Source organism: Faecalicatena contorta (genome assembly GCF_001404335.1).
Lineage (GTDB): Bacteria > Bacillota > Clostridia > Lachnospirales > Lachnospiraceae > Faecalicatena > Faecalicatena contortus_B.
Window position 1 is genome coordinate 20,745 of record NZ_CYZU01000002.1, and the last position, 26,630, is coordinate 47,374.

General features: G+C 45.9%; 37 protein-coding genes. All 37 read right to left on the reverse strand.

All coding sequences use genetic code 11. The annotated features are described in order from the left end of the window. Positions 1-70: 70 nt before the first annotated feature. The 37 genes from ARB69_RS01225 to ARB69_RS01395 all read right to left on the reverse strand — a co-directional run bounded on the left by ARB69_RS01225 (position 71) and on the right by ARB69_RS01395 (position 26,630). On the reverse strand, positions 71-610 hold the full coding sequence (locus ARB69_RS01225; protein WP_055150164.1) for a hypothetical protein: 540 nt from the start codon (positions 608-610) through the stop codon (positions 71-73). Continuing rightward, positions 603-815 carry a hypothetical protein gene (locus tag ARB69_RS01230; RefSeq protein ID WP_055150167.1) on the reverse strand — a complete coding sequence of 71 codons (213 nt, stop codon included), beginning with the start codon at positions 813-815 and terminating at the stop codon, positions 603-605. The genes ARB69_RS01225 and ARB69_RS01230 overlap by 8 nt, the downstream gene beginning before the upstream one ends. 229 nt (positions 816-1,044) lie before the next feature. Further along, positions 1,045-1,578, reverse strand: a complete 534-nt coding sequence (locus ARB69_RS01235; RefSeq protein WP_055150174.1) for a helix-turn-helix domain-containing protein — start codon at positions 1,576-1,578, stop codon at positions 1,045-1,047. 23 nt (positions 1,579-1,601) lie between these two features. Next, positions 1,602-2,315 carry a hypothetical protein gene (locus ARB69_RS01240; protein WP_242857491.1) on the reverse strand — a complete coding sequence of 238 codons (714 nt, stop codon included), beginning with the start codon at positions 2,313-2,315 and terminating at the stop codon, positions 1,602-1,604. Between the two features lie 164 nt (positions 2,316-2,479). Next, positions 2,480-2,719 (reverse strand): hypothetical protein, encoded by a 240-nt coding sequence (locus tag ARB69_RS01245; RefSeq protein WP_055150187.1) that lies wholly within the window; start codon positions 2,717-2,719, stop codon positions 2,480-2,482. Positions 2,720-2,738: 19 nt separating this feature from the next. Beyond that, positions 2,739-2,957: a hypothetical protein gene (locus ARB69_RS01250; RefSeq protein WP_055150190.1), complete on the reverse strand. Its 219-nt coding sequence runs from the start codon at positions 2,955-2,957 to the stop codon at positions 2,739-2,741. After that, positions 2,929-3,474, reverse strand: a complete 546-nt coding sequence (locus ARB69_RS01255) for a hypothetical protein (RefSeq protein ID WP_157355577.1) — start codon at positions 3,472-3,474, stop codon at positions 2,929-2,931. The genes ARB69_RS01250 and ARB69_RS01255 overlap by 29 nt, the downstream gene beginning before the upstream one ends. Then, entirely contained in the window at positions 3,465-4,034 is a 570-nt protein-coding gene (locus ARB69_RS01260; protein WP_055150200.1) for a hypothetical protein, read from the reverse strand. Before ARB69_RS01260 ends, ARB69_RS01255 begins: the two co-directional genes overlap by 10 nt. A 14-nt stretch (positions 4,035-4,048) precedes the next feature. Further along, positions 4,049-4,435, reverse strand: coding sequence for a hypothetical protein (locus ARB69_RS01265; RefSeq protein ID WP_055150203.1), 387 nt, complete (start codon positions 4,433-4,435; stop codon positions 4,049-4,051). Between the two features lie 65 nt (positions 4,436-4,500). Next, positions 4,501-4,719, reverse strand: coding sequence for a DpnD/PcfM family protein (locus tag ARB69_RS01270; RefSeq protein ID WP_055150206.1), 219 nt, complete (start codon positions 4,717-4,719; stop codon positions 4,501-4,503). A 17-nt stretch (positions 4,720-4,736) separates the two neighbouring features. After that, complete coding sequence (locus ARB69_RS01275; RefSeq protein WP_055150209.1) at positions 4,737-5,117, reverse strand: hypothetical protein; 381 nt, start codon at positions 5,115-5,117, stop codon at positions 4,737-4,739. Between the two features lie 10 nt (positions 5,118-5,127). Beyond that, on the reverse strand, positions 5,128-5,310 hold the full coding sequence (locus tag ARB69_RS01280; RefSeq protein ID WP_055150212.1) for a hypothetical protein: 183 nt from the start codon (positions 5,308-5,310) through the stop codon (positions 5,128-5,130). An 11-nt stretch (positions 5,311-5,321) separates the two neighbouring features. After that, complete coding sequence (locus tag ARB69_RS26535; RefSeq protein WP_157355580.1) at positions 5,322-5,462, reverse strand: hypothetical protein; 141 nt, start codon at positions 5,460-5,462, stop codon at positions 5,322-5,324. A gap of 6 nt (positions 5,463-5,468) precedes the next feature. Next, positions 5,469-5,858 (reverse strand): hypothetical protein, encoded by a 390-nt coding sequence (locus ARB69_RS01285; RefSeq protein ID WP_055150215.1) that lies wholly within the window; start codon positions 5,856-5,858, stop codon positions 5,469-5,471. Positions 5,859-5,860: 2 nt separating this feature from the next. Next, positions 5,861-6,127 carry a hypothetical protein gene (locus ARB69_RS01290; RefSeq protein ID WP_055150218.1) on the reverse strand — a complete coding sequence of 89 codons (267 nt, stop codon included), beginning with the start codon at positions 6,125-6,127 and terminating at the stop codon, positions 5,861-5,863. After that, a complete protein-coding gene (locus ARB69_RS01295; RefSeq protein WP_055150221.1) occupies positions 6,078-6,461 on the reverse strand; it encodes a hypothetical protein in 384 nt (127 codons plus the stop codon). The genes ARB69_RS01290 and ARB69_RS01295 overlap by 50 nt, the downstream gene beginning before the upstream one ends. Before the next feature lie 842 nt (positions 6,462-7,303). Beyond that, entirely contained in the window at positions 7,304-9,007 is a 1,704-nt protein-coding gene (locus ARB69_RS27535) for a CHAP domain-containing protein (RefSeq protein WP_242857493.1), read from the reverse strand. A gap of 72 nt (positions 9,008-9,079) precedes the next feature. Further along, entirely contained in the window at positions 9,080-9,319 is a 240-nt protein-coding gene (locus ARB69_RS01310; RefSeq protein WP_018595932.1) for a hypothetical protein, read from the reverse strand. Positions 9,320-9,446: 127 nt separating this feature from the next. After that, a complete protein-coding gene (locus ARB69_RS01315; protein ID WP_018595931.1) occupies positions 9,447-9,776 on the reverse strand; it encodes a hypothetical protein in 330 nt (109 codons plus the stop codon). Positions 9,777-9,792: 16 nt separating this feature from the next. After that, complete coding sequence (locus ARB69_RS26540) at positions 9,793-9,966, reverse strand: hypothetical protein (RefSeq protein WP_157355583.1); 174 nt, start codon at positions 9,964-9,966, stop codon at positions 9,793-9,795. After that, positions 9,899-11,062, reverse strand: a complete 1,164-nt coding sequence (locus tag ARB69_RS01320) for an RNA-directed DNA polymerase (RefSeq protein WP_018595930.1) — start codon at positions 11,060-11,062, stop codon at positions 9,899-9,901. Before ARB69_RS01320 ends, ARB69_RS26540 begins: the two co-directional genes overlap by 68 nt. 373 nt (positions 11,063-11,435) lie before the next feature. Next, entirely contained in the window at positions 11,436-11,885 is a 450-nt protein-coding gene (locus tag ARB69_RS01325) for a four helix bundle protein (RefSeq protein ID WP_018595929.1), read from the reverse strand. A gap of 55 nt (positions 11,886-11,940) precedes the next feature. Then, positions 11,941-13,011: an SUMF1/EgtB/PvdO family nonheme iron enzyme gene (locus ARB69_RS01330; RefSeq protein WP_055150227.1), complete on the reverse strand. Its 1,071-nt coding sequence runs from the start codon at positions 13,009-13,011 to the stop codon at positions 11,941-11,943. Positions 13,012-13,014: 3 nt separating this feature from the next. Then, a complete protein-coding gene (locus ARB69_RS01335) occupies positions 13,015-13,380 on the reverse strand; it encodes a hypothetical protein (protein ID WP_018595927.1) in 366 nt (121 codons plus the stop codon). Further along, entirely contained in the window at positions 13,380-13,550 is a 171-nt protein-coding gene (locus ARB69_RS27060; protein WP_167702477.1) for a hypothetical protein, read from the reverse strand. The genes ARB69_RS01335 and ARB69_RS27060 overlap by 1 nt, the downstream gene beginning before the upstream one ends. Before the next feature lie 2 nt (positions 13,551-13,552). Next, on the reverse strand, positions 13,553-14,044 hold the full coding sequence (locus ARB69_RS01340) for a hypothetical protein (protein WP_018595925.1): 492 nt from the start codon (positions 14,042-14,044) through the stop codon (positions 13,553-13,555). Between the two features lie 5 nt (positions 14,045-14,049). Then, positions 14,050-14,367 (reverse strand): hypothetical protein, encoded by a 318-nt coding sequence (locus ARB69_RS01345; RefSeq protein WP_018595924.1) that lies wholly within the window; start codon positions 14,365-14,367, stop codon positions 14,050-14,052. A gap of 16 nt (positions 14,368-14,383) precedes the next feature. Beyond that, positions 14,384-15,499, reverse strand: a complete 1,116-nt coding sequence (locus tag ARB69_RS01350) for a putative phage tail protein (RefSeq protein ID WP_055150230.1) — start codon at positions 15,497-15,499, stop codon at positions 14,384-14,386. Between the two features lie 14 nt (positions 15,500-15,513). Continuing rightward, entirely contained in the window at positions 15,514-16,647 is a 1,134-nt protein-coding gene (locus ARB69_RS01355; protein WP_018595922.1) for a baseplate J/gp47 family protein, read from the reverse strand. 5 nt (positions 16,648-16,652) lie between these two features. Continuing rightward, entirely contained in the window at positions 16,653-17,123 is a 471-nt protein-coding gene (locus ARB69_RS01360; protein WP_018595921.1) for a DUF2634 domain-containing protein, read from the reverse strand. An 11-nt stretch (positions 17,124-17,134) separates the two neighbouring features. Next, positions 17,135-17,494: a hypothetical protein gene (locus tag ARB69_RS01365; protein ID WP_018595920.1), complete on the reverse strand. Its 360-nt coding sequence runs from the start codon at positions 17,492-17,494 to the stop codon at positions 17,135-17,137. A gap of 16 nt (positions 17,495-17,510) precedes the next feature. Then, positions 17,511-18,749: an XkdQ/YqbQ family protein gene (locus tag ARB69_RS01370; protein WP_055150233.1), complete on the reverse strand. Its 1,239-nt coding sequence runs from the start codon at positions 18,747-18,749 to the stop codon at positions 17,511-17,513. Positions 18,750-18,759: 10 nt separating this feature from the next. After that, positions 18,760-19,443, reverse strand: coding sequence for a LysM peptidoglycan-binding domain-containing protein (locus tag ARB69_RS01375; protein WP_018595918.1), 684 nt, complete (start codon positions 19,441-19,443; stop codon positions 18,760-18,762). A gap of 3 nt (positions 19,444-19,446) precedes the next feature. Then, positions 19,447-23,973 carry a phage tail tape measure protein gene (locus ARB69_RS27445; protein WP_055150236.1) on the reverse strand — a complete coding sequence of 1,509 codons (4,527 nt, stop codon included), beginning with the start codon at positions 23,971-23,973 and terminating at the stop codon, positions 19,447-19,449. A 156-nt stretch (positions 23,974-24,129) separates the two neighbouring features. After that, positions 24,130-24,678: a phage tail assembly chaperone gene (locus ARB69_RS01385; RefSeq protein ID WP_018595916.1), complete on the reverse strand. Its 549-nt coding sequence runs from the start codon at positions 24,676-24,678 to the stop codon at positions 24,130-24,132. Positions 24,679-24,744: 66 nt separating this feature from the next. Continuing rightward, entirely contained in the window at positions 24,745-25,206 is a 462-nt protein-coding gene (locus ARB69_RS01390) for a phage tail tube protein (RefSeq protein WP_018595915.1), read from the reverse strand. A gap of 14 nt (positions 25,207-25,220) precedes the next feature. Then, positions 25,221-26,630 (reverse strand): phage tail sheath subtilisin-like domain-containing protein, encoded by a 1,410-nt coding sequence (locus ARB69_RS01395; RefSeq protein ID WP_018595914.1) that lies wholly within the window; start codon positions 26,628-26,630, stop codon positions 25,221-25,223.

A 26,630-nucleotide genomic window follows, 5' to 3' on the forward strand; every position in this document is an offset into this window, starting at 1 on the left:
AAAGTTTTTTAATATAAATTACCAGCTTTACAAATAGCAAAACCGGAGGCATTTATTCCTCCGGCTCCCATCATGTAATACCATTCATCTTCCCTGCCAATTCCTTCTTCAAAGTCAGAATCTCCATAATGATGCTATCCAACTTTTCAAATACGTCCTCTTGCACGCTTCTGCTCTTAATCACGTTTGGCTCCGCTTCCATACACTTTTCAAACTCGTATTCCTTTCCTTCCTCGATTCTTACCTCCCGTTCTACCTTAATATTCCTCGACTGCTGTACAACTTCCTGGCAAAACCATTCCCGGAATCCTTCAGGAAGGCTTTGCCCTCTGTCGATGAACTGTCTCGCCTCTTCTTCTTCAAAGCATCTGGTATCCGTTGCACCTTGCTTTTTCTTAAACACCCAGGGAACCATACGGATTCTTCCAGGGATGCCGCATCTCATAATTACTTTTCCAGGAGCCGCATATCCCATGCAGGCTGCAATGTCAACGCCTGCATATAGTTTGGTTCCGTCATCGTCTACCAGCATCCGGATTTCACCATATCTTTCATCACTGAATACCACGCAATTTTCAAAGTTTTTTCCCTCAAACACATATCTACTCATAGCAGGCACCTCCGTAATAAGCTGTTCTCAGGTTTTCCAGATTGATGCCGAACTGCTCTCTCAGTAGATTCAGGGAATCTTCCAACTGTTCCCCATCCTTGTCATCGGAAAATCCAATACGTCCTGATATGAACGTATCATCAATCATCCGGATCAGTGCCGCCACCTCATTCATTTTGATGATGCAACTTTCCAGGTTCTTCATATCACCACTCCTTTGCTTGTTGCGCCAGAGCCACGGTTATGCTATACTCTAATTGCTATTATTAAAACCGTAGCTTCCGGCTCGTTTTACAACCTCTTTTGATGCCCGTCAGAAGGGGTTGTTTTTGTTACATCATCATTCTAACTTACCGTCCGGTAATTTCCAGTTGATTTCAGAATGTTACCCAAATTATAAGACTTTCTTACCGTTTGGTAAGTCGAGGGCAAAACTAAATAAACATAGCCTCCGGCAATGTTCCATCCCCAAATTTTTTATACAGTTTTCCCGCCTCTTTCTTACCTACCGTAGTGATACTATCGGTTCCGTTTTCCCACTCTACATACCGGGCAACAAAGAACCTCCCGAAAGAATCCACATACAACTCAAACGCCATTCCATCTGTGTACTCATGCTCTCCGTCCTGGAAGAAATCGCTGCATAATGCATCTGCCTTGTAGGTATCGTACAACACGCCATTGATTACTTGCTTCACCCTGCGCCCATGGCCCTTCCTTCGCCCCTCAAACTCAATACCACTTTCCAATTCCACCATACGGACTTCATACCCCAGCATATACGCCATCTTCCTCCACTCCTCTGCACTGAAGGAATTTTTCTTCAGCCGTTGATTGAAGTTCTGCGGTGTCCATCCCATCATCTTTGCAAACTCTCTCTGAGAGTAATTCTTTGCTTCCAGAGCATCCTTCAGGATTTCAGACATGCTCTTTCCGGTCTCCACAGTTCCAAATTCAATACTTACCACGTTAATCGTCTCCCTTCCTGTTTCTAAATAAAATCAAAAATTGTCATTTGCCTACTATCCCATTCAATCTGTTCGTCTATTTCTTGTAGCGACAAGCCGAATGGATTGAACCTGTTATACACAACATCAGTTCTGGATTCCAATTCAACAAACTGTTTCCAAACATCAGGAAGCAGCATTTTTATTTCTTTTTGCTCCTCAAATTTGGCATTTGGACAAAACCAGCAACCACCACGTTTAGACAATTCATACGTTGGACTATAAAGCCCGTATTCTATGCATTTTCGTCTTGCCATCTCCCCATTATATCCATACCTTTCTAGTAAGGATACTCTGTTATTATGCTTATGCAATGTTTCCAGACGCTTCTCTTCATCACAGCAAATTCCTACATACTGAACTAATGTATCATGAATATTCTTTCTATAATCGTCCAGTGGTTTTGCTTTTAAATCTCTTTGTATTCCGCACATTCCAACACCCGGGAATCCATATTTCATACCTTTATGGTTTTGGTGCTTTCTTGGTCGTTCGATTATATGGTTGAAATAATCTAAATAATCTTTATCCGCCCTCAAAATCACAACTTTATATCCCCAGCTTTCAAATACCGGCCTTGCCACCTCCTTTACGAATTTTATGTGACGTGGGTTTTCCCCACTAATTCCATTCTTTAAGTCAAACATAACTTCGCAAAACACTATTTCGTCAATCGGCTCATTATGCTCATGAGCCAAAATTATACTAGCTGTACTATCTTTTCCACCAGACCAACTCAATGAGTAGTGCATAAAGGAATGTGTTGATACACATATCCGTTACCTCTTGACTACCATTAGGCTGCATCCAACCCGCAAAGGCTTTGGTATTACATTGTTCGCCACTCGCCATCACAATACGTTTAAGCGGTCAACATTTCCCTCCGCTGCACTTTATTTTCCTGGAGCATTTTTCTCCAGAACGATATTTCCTCTTTATCTCCTCGGTCGATGGAATATTCAATCATCATTGCGCATTCAGCTATTGCTTCATCTAATTCCTCTTCAGTTGCCGTCTTTTCTACCCCACATATATCCTCTCCATAAAATGCAGAATAAAACTCTCTTTGATGCTGTAAAGTATTTTTAGGACCACCCTTCATTTCATTCCTCCTGTAGAATTTAATTGCTTGCGCTTCTTAACGCACACATTGTACAGAGTTTTCCACTAAACATATCTTCCGAAAATCCGTCTGGCAAAGGTCTATCCCAGCACTCTTTTCCGCATTTAGGGCAATTAACCTTTTTCCAGGTCTTTTCAGCAGGAACCGGCATATTATCTACAAGCGGCATCATCAAATATCCGCCACGATCACTCTTTTTTCTCGACTCTATCTTCATCGTTATTCTCCTCCCCATATAAAAGATACGTCACTCCTTTAGGATGCCGTTCATCGAACCAATGCCAAATTTCTTCCCGCTCAGTTCCGGCAGGAAACATTGTGACTTCTCTGGTTCCTATCATCAGCCGATAATCTTTTTCCAGTACCATACTTTTCGCTTCATCTTCACGGAATGGTACGTCTTCAAGATTCTTCCAGAATCCTTCAACCATCCGGTAGCATAAAGAAGTATCGCTTTCCCAATCACAATATCCGCTATCCAACATACATTCACTGCACAGCATCATTGGAAATCCACAATTCGGGCAAAATATCTGATATCCTTTGTCAACAACGCTCCATTCTACTGTATTTTCATGACCGCAATCCGGGCAAACTTCCGTCACCAGGCTCATGCGTATCTTCATCAACTCTTTGTGCTTGCGGATCACCGCTGCATGAACCTCCTGATTTTCCCTTTTGAGTTTCGTGTTTTCTCTTCTTAGTTCACTTTTAAAAGTATCTTCTATTGACACATCCATACCTCCTCAAATAACTCTCTCGCCTTATCTTCCAACATTTCATTCCTGGAGGTTTTGTCCTCAAAAATGTCTTTGCAGGCGGCCTTCATTTTATCCAGGTTTTCTCTCGTGATATGCGCCCTTGCTTTCTCCATAGCAGCAATCAAATCTTCCTCGTGCCACTTTTCAACATACCAAGGTTTATCTGTCAAAACCGGATATCCGCAATTTGTACAGCTATCGTGCATCTGGCAATCGAAGAGCACCCCGCAGCGTTCGCACTTTTCCCACTCTCCGTTTACAACCCAGTCTTCAACGAGTGATTCCGGATGCTGCCAGTTACAGTTATCAAAAAGTTCATCTGCCATCTCCACATTTCCATCGCAAAGATTCAAGAAATCCTCCCTGGTATAAGTGCTATCTGATAACTCTGGAACATAGCACACCCGGTCTGGATGCTCTTTGTACGCCTCTTCGTCTTTAAAAATCATTCCCTGGCCGTAATACTCACGCTCAATGACTTCTGGCATATCACCTTCAACCGGAGTATATTTCCCAACAACCAAATATCCCACTTTTGCACCTCCTCTTAACCGAAAACAATGTCATCAAACAATGCGTACTGTATAATCATGTCACATACTGTATCGTCTGCATTGCATGTATCAATCCTCAACTTATTGTCAATCTCCTCCAAAATGTCGTATGGATGCGGCTTTTCTAAGTACATTTTCAATCCTTTCATGAACTTCTCCCTGTCAAGCGTGTAGGTTTCATTCTCCTCAATGTCATGTAGAATCAACTGACCTCCTCTGGAAATCTGCTCACTGGCATATTCTCCAAGATAATTTCCAACAACCTCATCTTCACCGCACCAGTAATTGATGCCGCCTTCCAAGGCTCCTGCCATGATGTCATCAATATCTTCCTGGGTGGCAACCATTTCCAATTCCAATTTCAAAACAACAGTGTCCATCTAATCGTCCTCTCTCCTTTTATTCTCCCAACAATCCGGGCAGTAAATCTCATTGCTATCCCGCTTCATACGCTCTCCTCCATGGCCTGAACCTCTTCGTCTGTATACCAGTTTGCAGGGAAGATATATTCCCCACGTGGCATTGAGACTAAATCATCTGGGCCTAAGACTATATCCTCATTGTCATACTTCTCCTGTACTAAATCGCAGGCTTCCTCAATGCTGTCTGCTTTAACCACAATTTCTTTTCTCAAAATCTCCTGAACCGCTATGCAATACTTCAAATCTCTTCACCCCCTTTCTAAAAGTCCGGTTCCAGGTCCTCTTCCCACTCTTCCGGTGGATTCACCTCATAACCACCAATGGCGTGCCATCTTCCGCAATGAGGACACTGAGAGCAACCATAATATCTATCTTCCAGGTTAATCTCTTTCCCACACTCACACCTTGCAAGGGCAGGAATCCAACAGGACCGTTCTTCGGTTACGACACCTAAACATTCCACATCTTCCGGATGCTGTTTGCACCACTCATAATTCTTCTTTGCCTCCGGATTCTTGAATATCGGTTTTCCATCCTCACAATCAAATGCAAATCCAGCTTCCGGATCAGTGCGATATCTGTATTCCAGCCGCTCCTTGCTCATATACTCTCTATGAGCCGGTCTGATAATCTCTGCCATACGCCCCTCCTTAAAATGTCGCTCTATCATACTGCTTCTGTGTTATTTCGCCATTTTTACACAATCCGTCAATATAGCAGGACCATGCAAACTGCACTTTACAGTAATCATCTTTGCGTTCCCGCAAATATTTCTTAAAATCACCTCCGTAAACTTCGTTGATGAAGCGTCTTTTCAGTGTTTCGTTCGCCATACTCTCACCTCCTAGCATCCCAATTTTCCAAGCGTCTGCCCGACTTTAATCGCCAGATCTGTTGCCTGTTCATATGTACTTACATGAAAAACCATCTCTCCGTACTGAACTTTAAATCCAGTCTTTTCTTCCTCAATGAAAACGTGGATCAAGTTATATCACCTCACTTCAAATGCTGTGTATACACATTTTTCTCTGCAATCCCATGTATCATATATCACGCCATCTTTGCAGCAGCTCCAGTGCTTTGCCATGTTCAAAATATAAACTCCTGTGGGATGCTGTTCTGCAAATCTCTGGCCGTTCATCCGACTTTTTCCCTTTTCTGCCGGGAATGATAGCTTTTTCCAGCCGAACCTCTTAACGTATTCATCGCAGCATTTCTTCGTGTTGAAGTCCTTTTCTCCAATCTCACGTTTGATTCTGTTCAGCAATCTACAGGTTTCCTTATAGTCCATCCCGGATGCCAGGCAAATTGCCCGCTTAACGCAATCCGAAACTAACTTTCCGTCCGGATGCGGATTTGAGAACACATATTCTCCAGCCATATCTACGCCTCCTCAAAGAATGTAACTGCGATTCTTGCAATATCAAAACAGATACTTGTGATTTCCTGATCTGTATCGCTGTGTTCCGTGATGTCTTGCGCTATCTCCACAATGTCATCTGTGGTTATATTCTCTTTGCCCTCCGCCATGTCATATAAGAGATGGCCGTATTCTTCGTTGTTTCCTCTGGTGTACCAGTTATTTGCAATGCAAAGACTTCTAAGGCTGTCTGCGTGAATTTTTCTGATTTCTCTGTATCCGTACTTCATAGTTCTTTTCTTCGTAACTTCTTTTTTTCTCCTCCGCTACGTTTTCTCTGTCCACAAGTTCAATTTTGCTATTTAAAGATAACCAATAAAATAATCTGCCATTTTCTGTTACCAAAAACTCTTTATGAAGATTGCTGTCCGCCTCTTTCAGATCATAAGCCTTGCACTTAACAACTTCTCCATCAATGTACTCACAATCTGCATCATCTTCCAACTCTGCGTTTTCCTCTAAGTAAGAGATGAACTCTTTTACCGTCAAAGCATCCATAAGTTCCTCTGTGCTTCTCATAAATCTTACTCTGTATCTGTTGTCATCTTCTTTTCTATACTTCATAATTTTGACCTCCATACTTACCGTTTGGTAACTTTTATCTTGTCATCATTTTAACTTACCAATCGGTAAGTGTCAATCATTTAATTTATTTTTCCGGAAATATTTTTGAAATAAACGATATGCTTTATGTATAGAAGAAACTCTGATTTTGATATGGTCTGAAAACCTCTGAAATGCCTCTGGATTCATTTTTGTCTTTTGCCGAAGGAGATATTGAAAATTTCTGTAGAATCGACTGTGACTTGATACATCAAAAATTTCGTTCAGATTTTGTGCAAATTGTACATTTAGGTGAATATTCAGTAGCAAAGCCGCAGACGGCGGTTTTGCGTATATTCTTTTATTTTTTATGATACTGGTACTGGTGATGGTACTGGTACTGGTTACATTGGATTTTCCTATGGACTGTCCGTAGGATTGTCCTATGGACGAAAAGAAACTGTTGACTTTTTCTGAGAACTGGCATATTATAATCTTAGCCAAATAAATGCTGGAAGAGTTCATGTAGAACAAAACGAAAAACCCCGGAGTTGCCGCTCTGGGGTTTTTCTTGCTCTTTACGGTGAGCTATTCCGTTTAGGCTGTTGCTGCCTATTCATCTCGATCCAGCCACTTGCATATGTAGTAGCCAACCACACTTGCTGCGACAGAGATAATAAACGCTGGAATAATATCGTTCATGCAGAATCACCCCCCTTCTGCTGGAGGTACGGCAGCAAAATTATCATATCACAGCGTTTCGTTGCTTTCCACCATTTTTTCGACAAATAAAAAAATCCCTCTGCCGACAATTCGACAGAGGGTGTGACATATCATTCCTTGTACCAAAAGAGGTTGTTTCATCACGCTTTCGTGATGTAAGCAGAATGAACGAATCCGTAAATCCGCCCATCAATGCGGATGTAGTACCAGCGTGAGCCATCAGCCGCATTTACCACATCGCACACATCCACCAGATTTCCATACCCCAACTGAGGCCAGGACTTAATCTTCGGATTGTTTACTCCAGCCCAGGTGCGGACGTTCAGCACATCTGCTGTTACTTTTCCTACCCACTGAGGTGTTTTGGAAATCTTTCCATCATCCTCAACGGTAGTATTGCTGTTTGGCGTGCTGGTGGCCTGTTTCGTGATATAGGCGGCGGCAACAAACCCATACTTCTCGCCCTGCTCTCCGGTGATTTTCAAATAATACCACGGATCACCATCTTTATCCTGTATCACAGCGCACACGCCCACTTTTGTGCCCTGCTTAATAGACGGATAAGATTTGAGCCGTGTATTTTCTGTTCCGGCCCAGGTACGAACATTTAGAAAACCGGTATTCACCACGCCGTACCACGCAACCTCTTTGCTCAGTGTTGTACCGGTGCTGGTGGACGGCGCACTAGGCTGAACCGGCTGGCTGCTTCCACCAGAGGAATACTTCGGACGTGCGTAGCCTCTAATATAGCCATTTCCAACCGACAGCACACGCCTTGCGACAGCTTCACCTTTGTTGCCTTCGATGCAGGTAATCTGCCCGTTGGAAACGGATTCCACATAACCGATATGGTCCGAATAGCCATCATTCGGCTGATAGGACTGATCCCAGTTGTAGAGAATCACATCTCCCGCCTTCGGTGTGATTGTGCCATCTTCTATCCAAATCCCCATCGCCTGGAAGAGTTTTACGTGCTCTTCGCAACCGCACTCCCGGTTAATCAAATCAGAGCATTCCGCTTTGATTCCTGCCGCTGATACGGTAGTGTCGCACCATTCATCCGTGTATTTCACAACATAGCCTCTCGGCAACGGCTTCACGCTGTTGTAAATGTCAATAATCTGCTTGAACTTGCCGTTTGCTTCGCTGAATCCAAGCCAGCTCCGCATAACGTCCAAAACATCCTGCGCTGTTCTTCCCATCGCTTCTTCCTCCTTGCAATATTTCTGAATCATCTCATAGACTTTTTTCTGCCTGGTTACATAATCCCCGACCTGATTGTTATTGCTCTTATCTGCCGGGTCTGTGCAGAGTGCAGCGTATATGCTGTCCGCTGTGTAAGGCTGACTGGTTTTTGCCAGAATCCTCTTCAGTGCACCCATGCCACCCTGATGCCGGATATTGATACACTCCATCATGGCTCCGTCAGGCATTTCTCCGAAGCTCTTCGTGATACTCTCCGTGTATTCCTCAATCTGTGAATACATCAGGGCATCCTGGCACTTGATTCCATCAACAGAAGAGATAATCTTCTGGATGCACTTTGCCTTTGCAGAAGTCTTGTCCAGCTGGTACCTGCTCCAGTCCGCCGAATCCAAATCCTGCGAAATTCCCGCTGTGTCCAGCTTCTTGAATGTGTCCGGATATTTATCACGAATCATCTTCAGGAGCCGCTTTGCTTCTGTCGCATACCAGGCTCCGGCTCCTATCGTGATTGCGTGTTCTGCGCTGCTGTTCTTGTAGGCCGGAGTGAAATCATCGTAGCATCTGCCGCCATACACCTGACCGCCAGTTTCCACGGCATAAAGAATGTTTGCCATTACTTCTACATTTTCTTTTCTCATTATCTACCTCACCGATTTCCTGTTCGTATAGAAAAAGGCCCGGTTTCCCAGGCCCTCTGATCACTCTGCTTCTTAGTCATCTTCTACCACTTCAATCCCGACTGCCGCATCAACGCCAGCATTGGCTGAATCTGCCATTCCCTCGCCGATGATATAGGCAATCAGTGTGGCGCCGCCCATGATGATTGCGGTCACCTGGGTAATCGTTCCGTCAGTTGCTCCTGCGGCTACCATCATCGGGGTAACAAATCCGACTACTGCCGCCCAAAACTTTCTGCTCGTGAGCTTTCTCGCCCAGTTAATGTTCTTCATAGATACTTACCTCCTGTATAATTTCGTTTTATATGGCTCTGTGAGCTTCTGATCGTTCCGTGGTTGCGTTTTAAACCGTTATGTGGGGAAATGTTTGGGTAACATCAAATACGGTCTAAAATGCCCGCTAAATCAAATTCTTGACTGCGGTTTCGTAGAGCATATCTTTATGCTCATGCTTTATGTGCCTTGCATATTCCAATGCGGCGTGCATATCACCATTGCAATGCGCATCAGGAATCCTTTGGACTGCCGCCGCTGTTGCTTCCCCCAATGACAGCGAAGCTCCTGCCAGCTTAATAAGAAGCAATTCATTCTCTTCTTTCGCTTTTTCCATTTCTTCCTGCTCTTTGTCACGCTTAGCTATTTTCTGCTGAACGCACCAGAAGCAGAATCCAGTAATTGCAGACGGTATTCCTGCCGCAACAACAATGGCTACGATAAAATCTCCCGGCATACTTGTCACCTCCTCCCTACGGTTTTTCCAATATACTCATAAGCTCGTTATTCTGACGAATAACAGCCTGGAGCCGTTCATCAATCTCGAAGGTTGGTTCTAAGCAGTACCGCTTCATTAGCTCAGAAATGACATATCTCTGGTTCTCTATAAGCGTGTTCTGCAATTCCATAATTTCCTGATTGCTCATATCTCTCCTCCGATTCCTTTTGTTCATGTGTCAGTACCAGGTTGTCCAGAATCTTCTTCACCAGGGCTTCGCTGTCGCAACGCTCCAACATACCGAGATAACTCCGGAGTGCAGACGTAACATCCTGCATGGTTACTTCATATTTTGAATATTTTACTGCAAGTCCTCTCAATGCCCTCTTAATCCGAAGACTGGTGCTCTTCCGCACAATCACCCTATCCGGCCAGATACGGTAGCCGACAAATTCAATTCCCTGGCTGATTGGGCGGATACAGGTTTTGCTATTAAGGTGCAATTCCAGTTCATTCATCAGAAATACCTCAATCTGATCTTTCCATTCCCGGAGCTGTATCTTATCGTTGCAAAGAACAATCACATCATCCATATACCGGATATAGAAATGGATTTTCAGCACTCTTTTACAGAACTGATCCAGCACATCCAGGTACACATTGGCAAATACCTGTGAGAGTAGATTACCAATCGGCATACCGACATCATAAAGCCGGTCCTCCAGCGGCACATCTCCCGGAGACGCACCCAGCGGCAAGCCAAACGGAGTATGCTTACAGTCGATTACGGAATACAAGACCTCCAGCAGTCTTGCATCCTTTATTTTCTTCGCCAGTATTTTCTTCAGTATCCGATGTGATACCCGATAGAAGTATTTGCTGATGTCCAGCTTCAGGTAAAACCACTGTTCATCTTTTCTGGATGCCTGTTCAATCCAGTACCTGAGCCGCTGCATGGCACTCAAGCTTCCTCTGCCTGGAATGCAGCCATAAGAATCTTCAATATAGCCGCTTACTAGCATAGGATTGATAATGCGGTAAATCGCCCACTGGACGATTCTGTGTTTGAATGAGATTGACATAATCATTCTTTTCTTGGGTTCGTAGATATAAAAGATGTAATACCGGTCTATATGATAAGTTCCGCTCAGAACCTCTTCTCTCAACTCCTGAAGCAACGCCCAGGAATCCAAAGTATATACCAGTGCTTCTCTTTTATATCTTCTTCCCTGAACAGCATCTTCCAACGCTGCATAGAGATTATCCAGCGAAAAGATTTTGTCAAAGACATTTTTGATTTTCATGGAATATGTTTCCTTATGAATAACTATGTGTAGCAGCTTTCAATTTCTTTACTCGCAGCGTCCATAGGCGTTCTGGTTTTGTCTGTCTCCGCCAGAACAGCACCGCCAGCTCCCGGACAGTGCCGTTTTTTCTCCTGCCTTTCAGCCCGGAGTGGAAACAGGCTCCTTTATCCTCTCGCACTGTCGGAAAGTCCTTAAACTTTGCGCCTCTGGCATATGAGAGTAAAGCGGAGCGGAAGCCAATGTTGCTGTTGGAGTTCGACCGTGAGTTGTTCAGGTTCACGTTGAACACGCCCGTGCTGGAAGTGTTGTTCCACCTGCCGCCGCAAATCGGCAAACGCAATAGTCTGTTCCCAAAAAGATCCGGCCCCGATTACCGGAGCCGGTTCCCTTTATTCTGTGCCGGAAGTTTCCCGCCGGTTTTCTTTGGAACTGGAGAATCTTCGTATATCCATTGTTGATATCCGCCTATCATGCTTCCGATTTCTTTGGAGCGTCTGGTCCATTCCGCATGAGAAGATGAACCTTTCAGATATTTAAGCTTATACGCAAGCGTTATAAAATCCTGCAAAGCCTTGTTTTTCATATCCAGATTCTTGCATGGCGTTTTCTTTGAATACGCCCACTCCAATTCATTTGCCAGCTCCAGCATATCCTCCATACAGGCTGCTATCCTATCTCCGAGCAACTTCTGGTGTGCCACGGACCATCTTTCTATGAGCGGCATGGAATATTCCATCATATCCATGATTTTCATGCGGATGGAGAGATTTTCATATTTCTGCTTTTCGCTGACGGTAGGATTCTCCTCACGCTGTACCATAGTTTCTCCTTTCGTGGCATATGCTCTGCTACCGCAGAGCAGTCAGTGCCGCAGTTTACAGTTCTACAAAAGCGGAGCGGAAGCCAATGCTGCCGTTGGAGCTCGACCGCGAGTAGTTCAGGTACACGTTGAACACGCCCGCGCCGGAAGTGTCGTACCACCCGCCGCCGCAAATCGGCAAACGCTCTCCCCTAGTATTCATCCAGTGGTAATCGCTGCCGTAATCCCCGCCCGGTTCGTCCGGATACAAAAGCAAGGCTTTTGCCAGTTCAGGAGCAGTCAGCCCGGAGGCCAGTGTCATATCCTTGTACTGAATACCATTTCCCTGGTCTGTGGTATAGGTTACATTCCCACTGGTAAGCTGAATCTTGCTGGATACCCAATCCCACTTCAAAGTTCCGGCAGTTCCAGGTTCAACCAGGGAACCATCCGCCTTGATAGCTTTCCACTCAGTAGATGTGGCAGACATATTCGTTTCTGCCAGTAAGCTATTGGCATACGGGATAATCTGGATTTCTCCATCCTTCAGCCTCATTCCAGCACACCACTCCCAAACATTACCGTTCAGGTCAGCAATTCCATCCGGCATCCAGTTATGATACCAGGTGGCAGGTCCGGAGCCGGTTGCTACCCTTGTCGGTTCATTCGGATGCGATTCATGGCTTGCACCTTCATATGCGGTAGGAATGCCTTTTTCATGCTGATAAGAGTAGTCTTTGCCCCAGTAGTTATTTCCTCTTGGCATGGTTCCGTTCTTACGGCACCACAGAGCGATTGCGGACCACAGAGAATACGGATTCAAACTCCAGCCATTCCCTTTGTTCCGGCAGAACGTCAACGCCTGGTCGAAAGTCACATAAACCTTCGGGTCACGCATTGGCAGTGAGTATGCCCTATCGTTCAGCACAATGTTCTGGAATTTGGAGACATAAATCTTGTCCTTGTCCACGCCATTCACCTTGAAAGCCGGGTGAACATTCTGACTTCCTCCGGTCATAATCTCCGAAATCATCATTTTGGGAAACGGAACCATAACGGAAGGCATCTCCATATCATCAAAAAGGACGGTATTCTTACCGCCCGACATCGCTTCAATCGCTAATTTAAAATCATCAAAATTCGGCATCTCTTAAACCTCCACTTCCCATAATCTCAGTTCGCACTCGTCCATACTGAAAGGCACCGGCTCCCTCGTTGTGATAGTCGGGGATTCTGTGCCAAACTCTGAATCCGGGTCATAGTTCGGATTCTCCGTAGTGGTCTCCGTGTACTCTCTGGCCGGGATAACCAGCTGAGCTACATATCGCTCACCTTCGGAAGCTCCCATCACCAGACCGCCCGTGTAATCCAGGCAGATGTCGATGACAACTTCATAATCACGTTCCTTTTTGGACGCGTTGAACATCAGATCGCCGTCATTAAAGTCAATGTTCTTCCCCATGACCTCATAGGGAATGAAATTCTTGCCGTCCTCCGGCAGATGTGTCACTTTCATCAGTAATACCTCCTTCTATTCTCAGCCATTCTGACTGCTTCGTTGGTTCTTGCAGCAGCGATTTCCGCCGCTTCACGTATAGCCGGGTCATTGCTGTCCACACCATAGGACTTCATCACATGCTCCGCCTCTGCTCTTCGCTCTTCATTTGGGATAATCACATTTGCCATGCTCAAATTCCTCCTCTCACATAGCAATTCACAACCACTTCGCTTGCCGAACCGGTATAAGCAACCTTAAAACCGTTCAGTAGCTTGTCACTGAACTCAAACTCGCCAACCGCCCCGCCAGTTATGCTGACAACCTCGCACTCCACGGTATAATCCATGTTGTTCTTAGATTTTGTGAGCTGAACCGTCTTTTTGGAGTTGTTGTGTGGATAAGGCTGCGTGTTTGTGAGCGTGACCTGAATCTTATCTCCGGTAAGGCCTTCAATGTCCTTGGCTACCTGGAGAAGATTTCTGGCATTCTCGGAAGCCATAAGCATCGCTTCCAGTGCTGCCAAATCCATTGCGTTGAAATTCGTGGCGTTCTGCGGTGTTCCTTGTTGTAATACCCTTCCGGGAGAAGCGGTGTGCTGAACCAGGCCGTTGCCTACGTCCTCTTCCTGGAATCGCCCCGGATATTCCACAACATGGTCTTTCCAATTCACAAGTTCCCGCATTATTCCTATACCTCCTTCTCACTGATTACCAACTGGCAGACATAATAAAAGCCCTCTGCCACGGAATCCATCTTTAGGGATTCCTGCTTAGAGAGCCACAAATCATTGTTCGTGTCATACAGTTGGATTTCCGTGACGGTAGCCGCCCCGGTGGTAGCCGTTTCGATTTTAAACGTAACTTCCACAATTCCATCCGCTGTCACTTCCACTGATTCAATTTTCGCCTTGTGGTAAGTCGAGCCAATTTTGTACTTAGCATAGGCAACCGTCCGCTTCGTGTAATCACGGTAGCCCTGGATTGCCTTGCTTGTAAGTAACTTCATGTGCATACCTCCTTGTCTATATCTCAAAGGCGTTTCCGCAAAGAGGATACCTAATCTGGTAACTCTCTGTTTTCACCTCTGGAATCACTGAATCTCCTGATTCTTTTGCGCCGGTTGATACTTTCGGAACCGTACCGGCTTCCTTCTCTCCAGCAAGAGAATATTCAACTTCGGTTCCTTTACCGCTTGCTTCAATATCCGTAACAGCCTTTTTCTGAATCAGTCCGGTACTGACCTGCGGTTTGGTTCCAGCAACCTCATTCTGATATTTGAATCCGGATAACTTAGCTGCAACCTCCGTTTCATTCATGGCGTATACCGCCTGGAATCTTGTTTTCGGATGCAATCCCGCTGCCATGTTTTCGCTCGCTTCTGGATAATTTACCTGGTATCCGGCAGCATATATTTCAGCCTCAACCGCTCCCTCCGCAACTTTCAGACCGGTGCTTGTTTTCGGATACTGTCCGGCTTCCCCGGAGTTCCCGGCCATGGTCGTTATCCTCTTATACGGGTATGTTTCCGGTGATAACTCAACACCTGCATCCATGAGCCGTAGCCCAGTGCTTACGCCAGGAACCGTACCGCAGATTGGATATCGGCTCTCATATCGTTCTACATTTCCACAGAGTTCAATGTGCGCCACAGCCGTAAAGCGGAGTGTGAACGCCACATGAGACTGCTTGATTGTCTTTATCTTCTTAATCGCCGCCGTTACATCAACAGCATTGTTCCCGGATTCCAGCTTAATTGTAAAGGTATTCACCGGTCCGGATTCATCATCTACATGGGCTTTTCTGCCGGTGATATTTTCCATGATAACTTCCATCCGGTAAGGATTCATGGGGGAGCGTTCATCACGCTTCTGGTAAATGAACCGCCTGCGCTCTTCGTAACCGAGTTCTTCCCTTACCGGAAGTCCGTATTTCTGTTCATGGTATCTCAGCCCCCAGGTTGCCGTCTCCGGAAACGCCTGGTACGGAAGTTCTTCGATTTTCTCCCTGGCTTCTCCCATCTCCAGGCCCATGACCTGAAATAGCCACTTCCCCACATAGGAATTATCATAGAAGCCATTTGAAACTGTTTCGAGCATCCTCTTTCCAGTCTCGCTTGAAGGGAAATTCTCCAAATTCATAACAATCCCCCTCTCTACTCGAACAGCACTTCATTGGTTCCGGGGTATTCATCCTGGTCGAGAGAGAGATTCTTTTCCTCCCCATTCAGCTTCAAATCCTCGAAGTCAAGAACCCCTGGCAGATTCGTAAGAATCGCATGGATTTTATTGTACCTGACAATGTTCCCTGCTTTCGCTTCCGTGTAATATTTCATCACGGCTGTTTTGAAATCCTCGATTATCTGCTCCATATTGGTGCTGCTGTCATAAGACAGCTTCGTGCAGGAATAACTAATCAGCTTTGTATCAGCCGCCACAACCGTCAAATTAGCACTTCCAGTAGGCATCAGCCGCTTTTCCCGGTCATTCGGAGATATGATGTGATCGTACACTGCCTGCACCAGCTTATCATTTGCTGGCCTGCCATTGGAATCCACCAGAACCAGTTTTACCGTACCCGGCCCGTTCCAGGTGGGAACCACGATACAATCCCCGATTCCGGTCACTTCTTTGGACCATCTTTTATAATCTGCATCATTTCCGATAAAGGAGGCCCCCTCGGATTCATACTTTTCCATGATTCGTTCGAGAAGGGCTTTGTCTTCCTCTTCATTCGTACCTCCGGTAATATCGTCTTCGTTGTACAGTTTGGTGATTCCCTCTATCGGTTTTGACATGAGATTTACCGTTCCGGCTTTTGTGTTGGAGCCGATTCCGCCATACAACGCTGTCACAGAAACCGTAACCTTGCCTTCTGCCGGTATTGTCACCTCATCATCCAGCCTGTACTCAATAGATGAACCAACATCGGTTGCTGGCGTACAAACAATAAAACCAGCAGCAATCCTGGTTTGCGGTATTCCTTCGATTGTCACATATCCACTTGCCGGATTTGCTTCTTTCCTGACAACTCCCTTCTGTTTCCCGTGAAGGTCCAGCCACTCCCCCCACGACCACATAGGGAACATGAGCATAATCGTCCTGACGAGATGAAACTGTATCAATTCGGACTTTTCCAGAGCCGTTGGCATTGTGAAGTCGTATGGAAATCCGCCGGGCATATCATCAATATCTGCCGGGAGACTGGTCATCATCCTTTCCTGGATATCTTCCGGATTGCTGTCCGAGACAAATTCTGGCGGAACAAAATCTGGTATCTCAAATGCCATCTAACTCACCTCCTGCTCGATTTTTCACTTTTTCCTATGGTTACTGCCAAAGGGAACTCTTCCCAATCAATACCCTTTACCTTGAAACTGCAATGCAGTTCATCGCCGTTCCAGGTAAAGGAAAATCCCCGCACATATTCTGTACGAGGATTGACGAGCAGTGCTTCCGTTATGGTTCTTTCCACTGCGGATTCCACTGCACCATTGCTTTTCTCTTTTAATGCGGATTCCATTTCAGTGCCTATGGAATCCGGATAAGCCATGCAGGTGTAGCGTTCTGTCAATGCATTCTTTACGCACCACACCCGGTATGCTTCTCTTCCGTCACATGCCACCAACTGATTTGCACCAGTTCTGACAAAATCTCCTTTTTCCAAATCCCAAGCTACACTCGGTTTATACTTTTCATCGTACCGCTCTGACTCTTCTATCAATTCCGGAACTTCAACTACCGGAAACAAGGCGTTTTCACTCATGCTGCACCTCCCTATATCGAACTTGCAGGAACAATCACATCAATGACTGTAGCATCGTTCTGAATCCAGGCAACTAAAACTCTGTCTCCTGGCTTAATTGCCGGAACTGGTACACCGTGGCTATGTGCGCCATTTCCTGAGTTATGGCCTCCATGCTCTCCCCCGGTGGTTCCTAAAACAAGACCTCCCACATGCCTGCAAACAGTGTAGTCAGAACGTGGGATAGGAACCGGAAACGTATTCGTCTTCAGGCTGTAATCTGCTTCAATGCTTCCAAAATCCAGGATAAGCGGAGAAGCATTCTGCTTTGCCATTCTATCAGACAGGATTTTCCCCAGCTTGCTTGTGCCTGGGTTTCCTTGATACGGCATGTGTTCCACCTTCTTTCTATTCAAATGTTCCGTCATCAACCCAACCGTATACATTACTTCCGCTGTCCGTGTGAATGAGATGCCACGGGTGCGCTTTTCCGGAACCGTTTTTAATTGTTATCTTGGCTTTTCCTGCCCGTGCGTTGTATCCCTGGGAACCAGGATAGCTTGATACATAATGTGTACCGCCCTTGAAATTCACAACGTCTCCCACGTTGTATGATTTTTTAGTGGTCTGGTTATTCTTAACTGTCTGTGTAACCGCTTTTTTCAGGTCCATCGTCATTGATCCGGTATCTGCATCATGGCGAATCCCTTTCACAAAATAATAGTCTTTCAGGGTTCCTACCGTAACGTGGACCAAATCTCCTTTCCGGATAAAAGGAATGTCCGGAGCCTGGACCGTAATTTCTTCTTTCACCTGACCTTTTTCGTCAATGATGTCTTGTGCTGCCGATTGAGCATCACTTACGCTGTCATCTTTGCCACGGACGTATATCTTTTGGCGGATTCCATACTTTGTAAGCCCGTTCACAAGTGCTTCCACGCTGGAACGCCCATCGTCATCTTCTTGCCCGATTACCTTAACCCTGGTTATCATTCCACTGGTACTCATTTTGTGGGATGCCATCTTTGTATTGTCTGCCTCAAAATGGTAGACCGTCTTGTTACTTCCCCATTCCAGGACGCTTACTTTTCCTTTTGCCGCACGGATCATAGCTTCCCCGCCGCCCTTTTTCTTCGCATCATCCAAGATATTCAGCAACACCTCTGAGAGCATTTCCGTCTTGTATGCTAACTTTCCATGTGTTACATCTGGCCCCTGGTACTTCTCCATAGGAATTTGCCAGTCATCAAATATCTTGGTAATCGCTGACTTCGTTCCGATTCCGGAAGAATAGTAAATGTAGTCTTGGCTTTCCTGCAAATTATACAGTTCGTCATAGCACACAACATCGAACTTATCCTTGCTTCCGGATACTGTTGGTTTCCATTCAGTGATATATCCTCTTGCAACTTCCTCATTGGTAGAGCCGTGTTCAGCGAAAATACCGACCAAACATCCCGGTTTTGCCAGAGATGATATGAGGCCGGCACTTGTTTTTTCATTCTTGGCTGTGAAGGAAATTCTGACAGCTAATTCACCGTCATTCTCCTCCCACCCCAGGTTTTCTACAAAATCTTTGATGTTATATTGCTTTTTATTTTCGGTCATAATCGTAAGGCGGTACTTAATTTTTGATACATCAATCATCTTGCACCTCCTACGGAATAGTGAATACGGTTCCCGGATATATCCACCATCCATTATTACTGTTCGCTTTCCCGTATTTTCTTGCCGTAGATTCTATGACTGTCTGGTTAGCATCGTAAATCTTTTTCCAGTCAGAGCCACTTCCTCCATAAAACTTTCTGGCAATCGCCCACAGGTTATCTCCGCTTACAACTGTATAGGACCGGCTCGATGAAGGTGCCGGTGTCGGTCTGGGAACCGTTTTCTTTACAAAGGCAGCAATCTTCAATTCTGATGTGGTGTATACCTTCAGTTCTTTGTTGATAACAAAGGAGATTGAATACTCTATGTTCCCATAGGCTCCGACTTCATCCGGTTCAAATTCACTGATCGTAACATCATAGTTTATGGTTGTGCCTGTCACCAGAAGCCGGAGTACCGTTCCGTTTTTCATCCATCTCCGCAATGTGTTTATGCACTGCGATGGTGCTGTCCACTCACGAATCATGACTTCTCTTCTTTTGGATTTTCCGTAAAAGATTCCATCCCAGGAAATCGTATCAGCTTCCAGACCTTTCGGTATTTTTACAGTTCCCTTCCCAATAATTTCATAGGTCTGATATCTGGTTCCGAACTTCGTCTTAATTTTCTCCGGCAGAGCCGGAAACGTAAAGTCAGAACTTTTATTCGCAACTTCGCTCAAATATATATCCATGCCTTACGCCTCCCTTACCGGCATATTTGAGAACACCATCTCTAGTCTCTCTGCCAATTCTCCACCTATTTCATCTGCCAACTCTTTCATGTTGGCTTTAATGATCCTGATAATATCCTCTTCCTTCCCGCTGCTTTCGTTTACCTGGAATGTCGGGTTGACTTGCACTGTTACATTAACTTCAGTGCTTCTTTCTTCCTTATCTTCCCTGGCTAATACGGAAACCGGTTCGTTCTGAGGTATGTCTTCAATATCACCCTCTGATAACTCATTATTGCCCCGTGGTGCCTTTGAAAGTGTTTCGTTGATATAGTTTAAGTCCTCATTGTTTTGGAGCGGATTTGGGCTATATCTTGGATTTCCAACCACACCTCCTTCAGCATACTTCTTTACGCCAAGCAGCTCCCCGGCTTTTTCCCACAGGCTAAGTCCTCTGTTTCTCCTCTTGCTTCCTAGAGGGATAATCGCTTCCGGACCGTCCTCTCCTACCCATGAAAGAATCGGGCCGTCTACAATATCGCCGTTTGCGTTTGATGCTATGCTGGCATTTACCGTTGCTGTTCCGGAACCTCCTCCGGAGAAGCTGATTGTTGCCGATGGATTCGCCAACTTATAATTCGCCGTGATAGTAACCGGCGTGGTTGTATTAAAACCAGGGGCAAAAGCGGAATCTATTGCAGTTCCGGTATTCCCCTTTAAAGTTCCGATAGCTGAGTTGATTGGCCCCATATCCGTATTCTGGATTGCTCCTCCAACTCCGCTTCCAACACCAGTGCCGATGCCAGAATAGTCCAGGGCAGTCAAACCAGTAAGCAATCCGGTCTGAATAGATGACATAAGCGGGTCTGTTGCGCCGGTTAATTCTACTGCTGCCATCTGTTCATAAAACTCATTGGAAAACGGCCCTACAAAATCAATACCGGAATATGCTCCGCTCATATCTATACTGCTGAAGGCAGATGTTATCTGCTCCTGCATACTCTTCGGAATGGTTTCTGCAACTCCGCTCATCATTTCTGTAATTGCCGTCTGCGCCTCCATGCTAAGACTATCCAATCCTAACCACTGTGAAGCCGTTGCCGTATCCCATGTTGTTACGTCCACACCGCTTGCCATAGCATTATGCAGTGCTGTTTTAAGTTTCTCTGCTGTTGTTCCCTCAATATCCGGAAGGATTCCATCCAGTTCTGTTGCATATGCTTCAGCAATAGATTCCAACTGGAAGTTTTCTACCGTGACCTGCATATCAGATATTTTTGCTTCGTATCCGTCCGCAAGGGCTTGAAGCTGTTCATCATATTGGCTTTGGTCTATAGCACCCTCACTTAACTGCAATTCCAGGCTTGCAATTCCAACTTTCAGTGCTTCATCATATGACTGTGTAGCACTCTCCACCTGCTCCTGCAATTCCGCCTGCAATTCCGCAAAGGAATCAGCATCCAGATTTGCTCCGCTGTACTTAATCTTCAGTGCCTTGAACTCCGCTTCGGTCTGGATATCCGATACTTTCTGAGTAATTTCTGCTATCTGGTTCTGAAGGTTTGTAATCTCAGCCTGTTCGTCCAGCGTGATAACACCATCTTCCAGGGCTACATTGACCTTTGCCGTCAGCTCGTTTCCGAGTGAATTTATCTGCTCTTGCAGTCTGGCATATGCAGCGTTCATTCCCGTTGTCATATCAATGTCTGTGTTTGGTTCCACTAAAAGGTCTATTGCCGTCTTTGCTTCATAGTGTTTACTCTCTACATAATCCGTTGCGCTCTGGATTAGTGCATCTATCCCGGTCACATACTCCTGTATCTCCGTATCGTCAAACTTCATTCCCAGGCTTGCCTTCCAGTTCAACTTATCCATATTGGATATAGCAGTTTCCATGTTGCTGTATGCCTGCTTTGCTGATTCCGAAGCGTCAGAGAATTTGGTAACACCTTCAATGTTTTCACCGAAGGTCATCTTTCTGGCAATATCCTGAATCTCCTGCATTGACAGCTTAACATCTCCGAAATGGTTCTTCAGGTTTTCACCTACGGCTTTCTGGAATTTCTGACCGAACTCTTCCGCCGTCATACTGCTATCAGCCAGAGCATCCTTCAAATCCTGTGATTCGTACTTTGCCTGTTCTTCAGCCAGTGCCAATGCTTCAGCTTCCTCCTGTGCCGCTTTCAGGTTTTCCTCATACTCTTTCTTTGCGCTGTCACCCTTGATCCATCCTGCTATACCTCCAACACCTGCACCTATCAAAGCGCCTACTGCCGTTCCGAGAACAGGTACAACGCTTCCAATAGCTGCGCCTGCCGCCGCACCAGCCGCAACGCCTCCGACTTTCCACGCTCCAGATTCTTTATACGCCGCCGCTTCTTCCTTGTCTTTGGAAGTAAATCCTTTGTACAGGTCAGCACCTCCGCTTATTAACGTGGCACCTCCGACCGCTCCGCCAGCTACAGCACCAAGACCGAGAGCAGATAACGCTCCGGCGGAAAGTGATGCTCCGCCAGCCAGGTTTCCTGCGCCCAAACTAATTGCCGTGTTTGCACCAAAACCGAGAATACCCGTTCCGGCTCCGGCACTTCCTATCATTCTTCTTCCGATTCCAGGAACCACCGTGGTTCCTCCTCCATCTGTGGAAACTGTCTGGCTCCCAAAAATACTTCTTCCAAGGCTAATACCTTTTGTTCCCATACTCAACAGTGGAAGTCCAACTTTAGCAATCATCGCCGCTGATATCCACGATGACAAATCTGCTTCTTCTCCTCCTGGAAGAATTTTTCCTGCATTGGAGAATATTCCCTGGATAGCAGACCATATTTTATCTTTCAATGCTCCAACGTCAAAACCGTCAATCAGTCCTTTCGCAAAAGCGGAGCCAACACTGGCCCCTTCATCTATCGCACCGGATACATCCACTCCAAGCAATGCCAGAAGGCCAGTGGAGATTGCAGTTCCTATCCCTCTACCTATAGAGCCGGCTTTTCCGACAAAGAATGAATGGCCTTTGTTATCCCACCACTCTCCGAATGGCTGTGCTATGATTTCATCCCAGGCAATTTTAACCTTACCCATGAAGTCTGCATTTTTCCATTCATCTGTAGCTGTAAATTCTGCAATTTTCTTTTTGAAGGAATCAACCTTTTCGTCCACATAGTCCATTAAGTGCATAAGTCCAGCCTCAATATTAGGCATTTGCTCCGTCAACCAGGTAGCCAAATCCATCAGGTACGGTTTGAGACGTTCTCCCAGTGACAGTTTAACGCCATCAGCAGCACTCTGTAATAATGTAAAAGCACCCTGCAAGTTATCAAGCATGGTGTCTGCCATCTTTTGGGATGCCCCGTCTGCATTGTTCACTGCATCAGCTAATTTGTTGTAGTCCTCTTCCGATGCGTTGATGATGGAAAGCATACCCGCCATCGCTTCTTTACCGAAAATAGTGGATGCCGCTGCGGTCTGTTCTGCTTCTGACAATCCTCCCAAGCTGGTTCTCAGATTATCCATCACGCCCCTGAAGGACTTCATGTTTCCTTTTCCGTCAGTGAGACTTATTCCGTATTGATCCATCGCCGCCGCCATCTTGTCTGTAGGGGCTGCCATGTTTGCAAGTGCGGTTTTTAATGCAGTACCGGCCATAGTACCCTTTACGCTGGAATTTGCCATCAATCCAAGTGCCAGGGAAATATCTTCGATTTTGTATCCCATAGCCCCCGCTACCGGAGCGATATATTTAAAACTCTCTCCGAGCATACCAACATTGGTATTGGCATTTGCGGATGCCTGCGCCAGAACATCAGCAAAATGCCCGGAGTCCGAAGCCTTCAGCCCAAAGGCTGTCAAAGCATCTGTAACAATATCACTGGTGGTTCCCAGACTTTCCCCGGATGCCGCCGCCAAAGACATAATTCCCTCAATACCGTCAAGCATATCCTGGGTCTTCCACCCAGCCATCGCCATGTAGTTAAATCCTTCTGCCGCTTCCGTGGCCGTAAACTTTGTGGTAGCACCCATGTACTTAGCCTTTTCAGTCAGCTTGTCAAAATCTTCCCCTGTAGCGCCACTTATAGCTTTCACCTGGCTCATTGCGGCCTCGAAGTTAGCAAAGGTATCTATTGTATCCTTTAGCCCTATGCTCACTCCGAGTACCGCTCCTACTTGGAAGACGGGATTCTTTAGCAGATTGATAATTCCTCTGACTGGAGATGTAACCAGATCTACCGCTTTCATCGTGATATTCCAGGTCTTGTTCCCGATAGTCTTCAGTCCGGATTTCAGCTTATCCACAATGGGAGAAACCTTGTCTTTAGCTTCTAACAACAACTGGTACTGGTATTTCTGCTTCATCCAGCTTGAAAGACTTTTTTGTGTCCTCTCCGCTGATCTATCGAATTGTGATACGGTTCTGCTGGCTCTGTTTACAGAGTTCTGCGCCTGTCTCGCCGCACTATCGACCTGCTCAAACGAATTGGCGATGTTCGACAGTTCCGGGTCTGTATTATCCGTAACTTCAATCGGTATTTCAATTCTCACAGTTTCAGCCATCTACTTCCCCTCCTTCCTTGTAGGATTCAAGCGTTATTTGCATTGACGCAAGCAAAAAAGCCCTCACACCAGGGGGCTTCTCGTAAAATTCATCTATTGTCATTCCTGTTTTCTGGAATATGTGATGGAGTAGCGTGGCCTTTCCTCCGGCCTTTATCAGTTTTTTGCCACTTCCTCCAGATTGTCGCTGCTGTCATAACCGCTGAGTTTATCAATCTCTTCGATTACCCTTTCCTTTTCTCCACTCTTCAGGGCGTATTCGATAACATCCAGCCCATTCATAATCTGGCAGCCTTTATCATTCAGTGCATCCCAGATTTTCTTGTTATCCCAGAGTTTCGCACGGTCTTCTTCTACAGTAGCCTGATAGATAATGGCACATCTGTACTTAACCGTATTCGTATCTTCCGGAAGTTTAATGCCAAGCTGCTTGTTACGCACGTACTTTGTGTGCTTGGTTTTACATCTGTTGTATTCGTCCTCGCCAAGAGCACGGATATCGAATGCAAAATACAGAACGCCTCCACGCCTGATTTCCAGATGCTTTACTTCATCTGTCCGGAATCCAGCCGCCGCAATCAGTCCATTGATGAAGTCATTTTCAAACATTCTGGTCTGTGCCTTATTCTGCTCCTCTGTAAACTCTCTTTCCTCTACCGGTGTTTTTTCTTCTGCCTGTGCTACTGCCATTTCTTTCTTATCCATTCTGATTTCCTCCTAAACTGAAAATATGAGGGCACCACACCATCTCCGATATGATGCCCTTCTGAATTAACCGATTGACAACAAATTCTGTAATTTCGGCGGTCTGTTTACAAAGAAGTTCCATGCCCTCTTGATAACATCGCCAACTGCGATATTCTGTAAATCCACCTGTCCGGACGGCAGGCAATCTCTGTATACCATTCTCTCCTCAGAGCCATTCAGTCCTTTGAGAGTTCCCTGGAAATCCCATACCGGCATGATTCCCGTTTCCATTGCTTCCACCAGTTCGATGATAAAAGCATCATCCTCTACAACAACCTGCGTCATCGTGAGACTGACTGAAAAGGAAGCGGATGTCTCATGCTCCTGCGGATCACCGAGCACATTGTACTTTGCATTGTTGAAAGTCACGTTTGATGTGAATGTCTCCACGCTTGCCAACATTACGCCGTCTTTGTTGTAAAACGCTCCGTCCTTACCTGTTCTTGCGTGCCGGGAATCACCGGCTGCCCTTGCGTTAATAGGCATAACTCATTCCTCCTTTATTCCTGTGTGCTGAATCTAAAGAAGTACGTCAGGTAGAGATGTTCTGCGGAATCTTTATCCACGCAGTCAATCACAAACCAAGCACTGTCTCCATCAGCTTTGTATACTGTGCTTTCTGTTACCGTACAGGATACCAGTTTCCCCTCTTCAACCATCGTGTCACCGATTCCCTGAAGCTGGCTGATAATAGTAGAACGACCATTCGCATCATTGTCTACCTTTCCGACAAGAGAATCCGCCTGGTCGTTCATTCTTGTAATCATTTCATATCTGGTTTTTGTCCTTCGGATTTTCTTCCAGCCGTCATCCTGGTTATCATCAGGGGTTATCAGCGTATTGATAGCACTGTCTATCCACACCTGCTTGCTCTTGTTCAGGCTGAGAACCAGGCAACCGGACTGTTCCGCTTTTGTCATCTGGGTAGGTGTAAGCACGTCATTCAACTGAGTTACTTTATCCAGAACTGTATGAGTAAGGGATGTATTGGAAGGACAGCCTGCAATCATGCCTGCAATTTTAGCCGCCGTCTGGTATCCTTCAATCTCCCCGTAAGTGGTTCCTGTGGCAGAAGAATTGAGAACATACACAATCTTCTCGCTGTTGAATGCTGCCGCATGTGCCATCCTGTCCTCCAGGGCAACTGATTTCTTCTCGGCAACTACACCGATTGTCAACTGGCCCATGTTAAAGATGCGGTCCAGGAAGGAATCCAGAAGTCCATGTACAGCCTGATCGTCCGTATCAACGCAAACCGTGTTCATGTAGTACGGTTCAATGGCGTTGAATCCGTTGCTGTAGTCCTGAATCGTTGTTGTCGGGTCTGTTCCGACTGTCATTGCAGTCTGGGTAACTGCCGCCAGTTCCCCTGTTGCGCTGCCGACTTTTGCAACCTTGAAGTTCGTAGAACCAGCGAACGCTTCCACCAGAGCAGTGACTTCATCACCGCCTTTCGCAAAAGCGACCTTTTCAAATTCCTTTGTTCCGGCATAGATGATACATTCCCGCATACTATCGTCAGATAATTTATCCTTGATGGATACGGTAAATGCCTTCGAGCCTACATATTTCGTGGTAATGGAAACCGCATCAACGCTTCCACCTTCCAGCTTCAGTTTTACATTCCCCTGGGTTCCTCCGTTCCCTACACGGCAGCATATAGCCGTAACTGCTCCGCCTTCAAACGCCAGACCAATAGCATCCGTTGTTCCATCGGTGCCATAGGTTTTCTCGTAACCGTCATCAATACTCACTTCAACCGCTTCGTTCAGCGGCCCCCAGTCCGACTTGAAGAGTACGCCGGTAATGCCGTTCGTTGCCCCGGCAGCCGCTCCATCTCCTTTTTTCTGGATATTGAAGTATGTTCCGGGTCTTACTTTTGTCTCGCCAATCATGTACGTTCCCGCCAT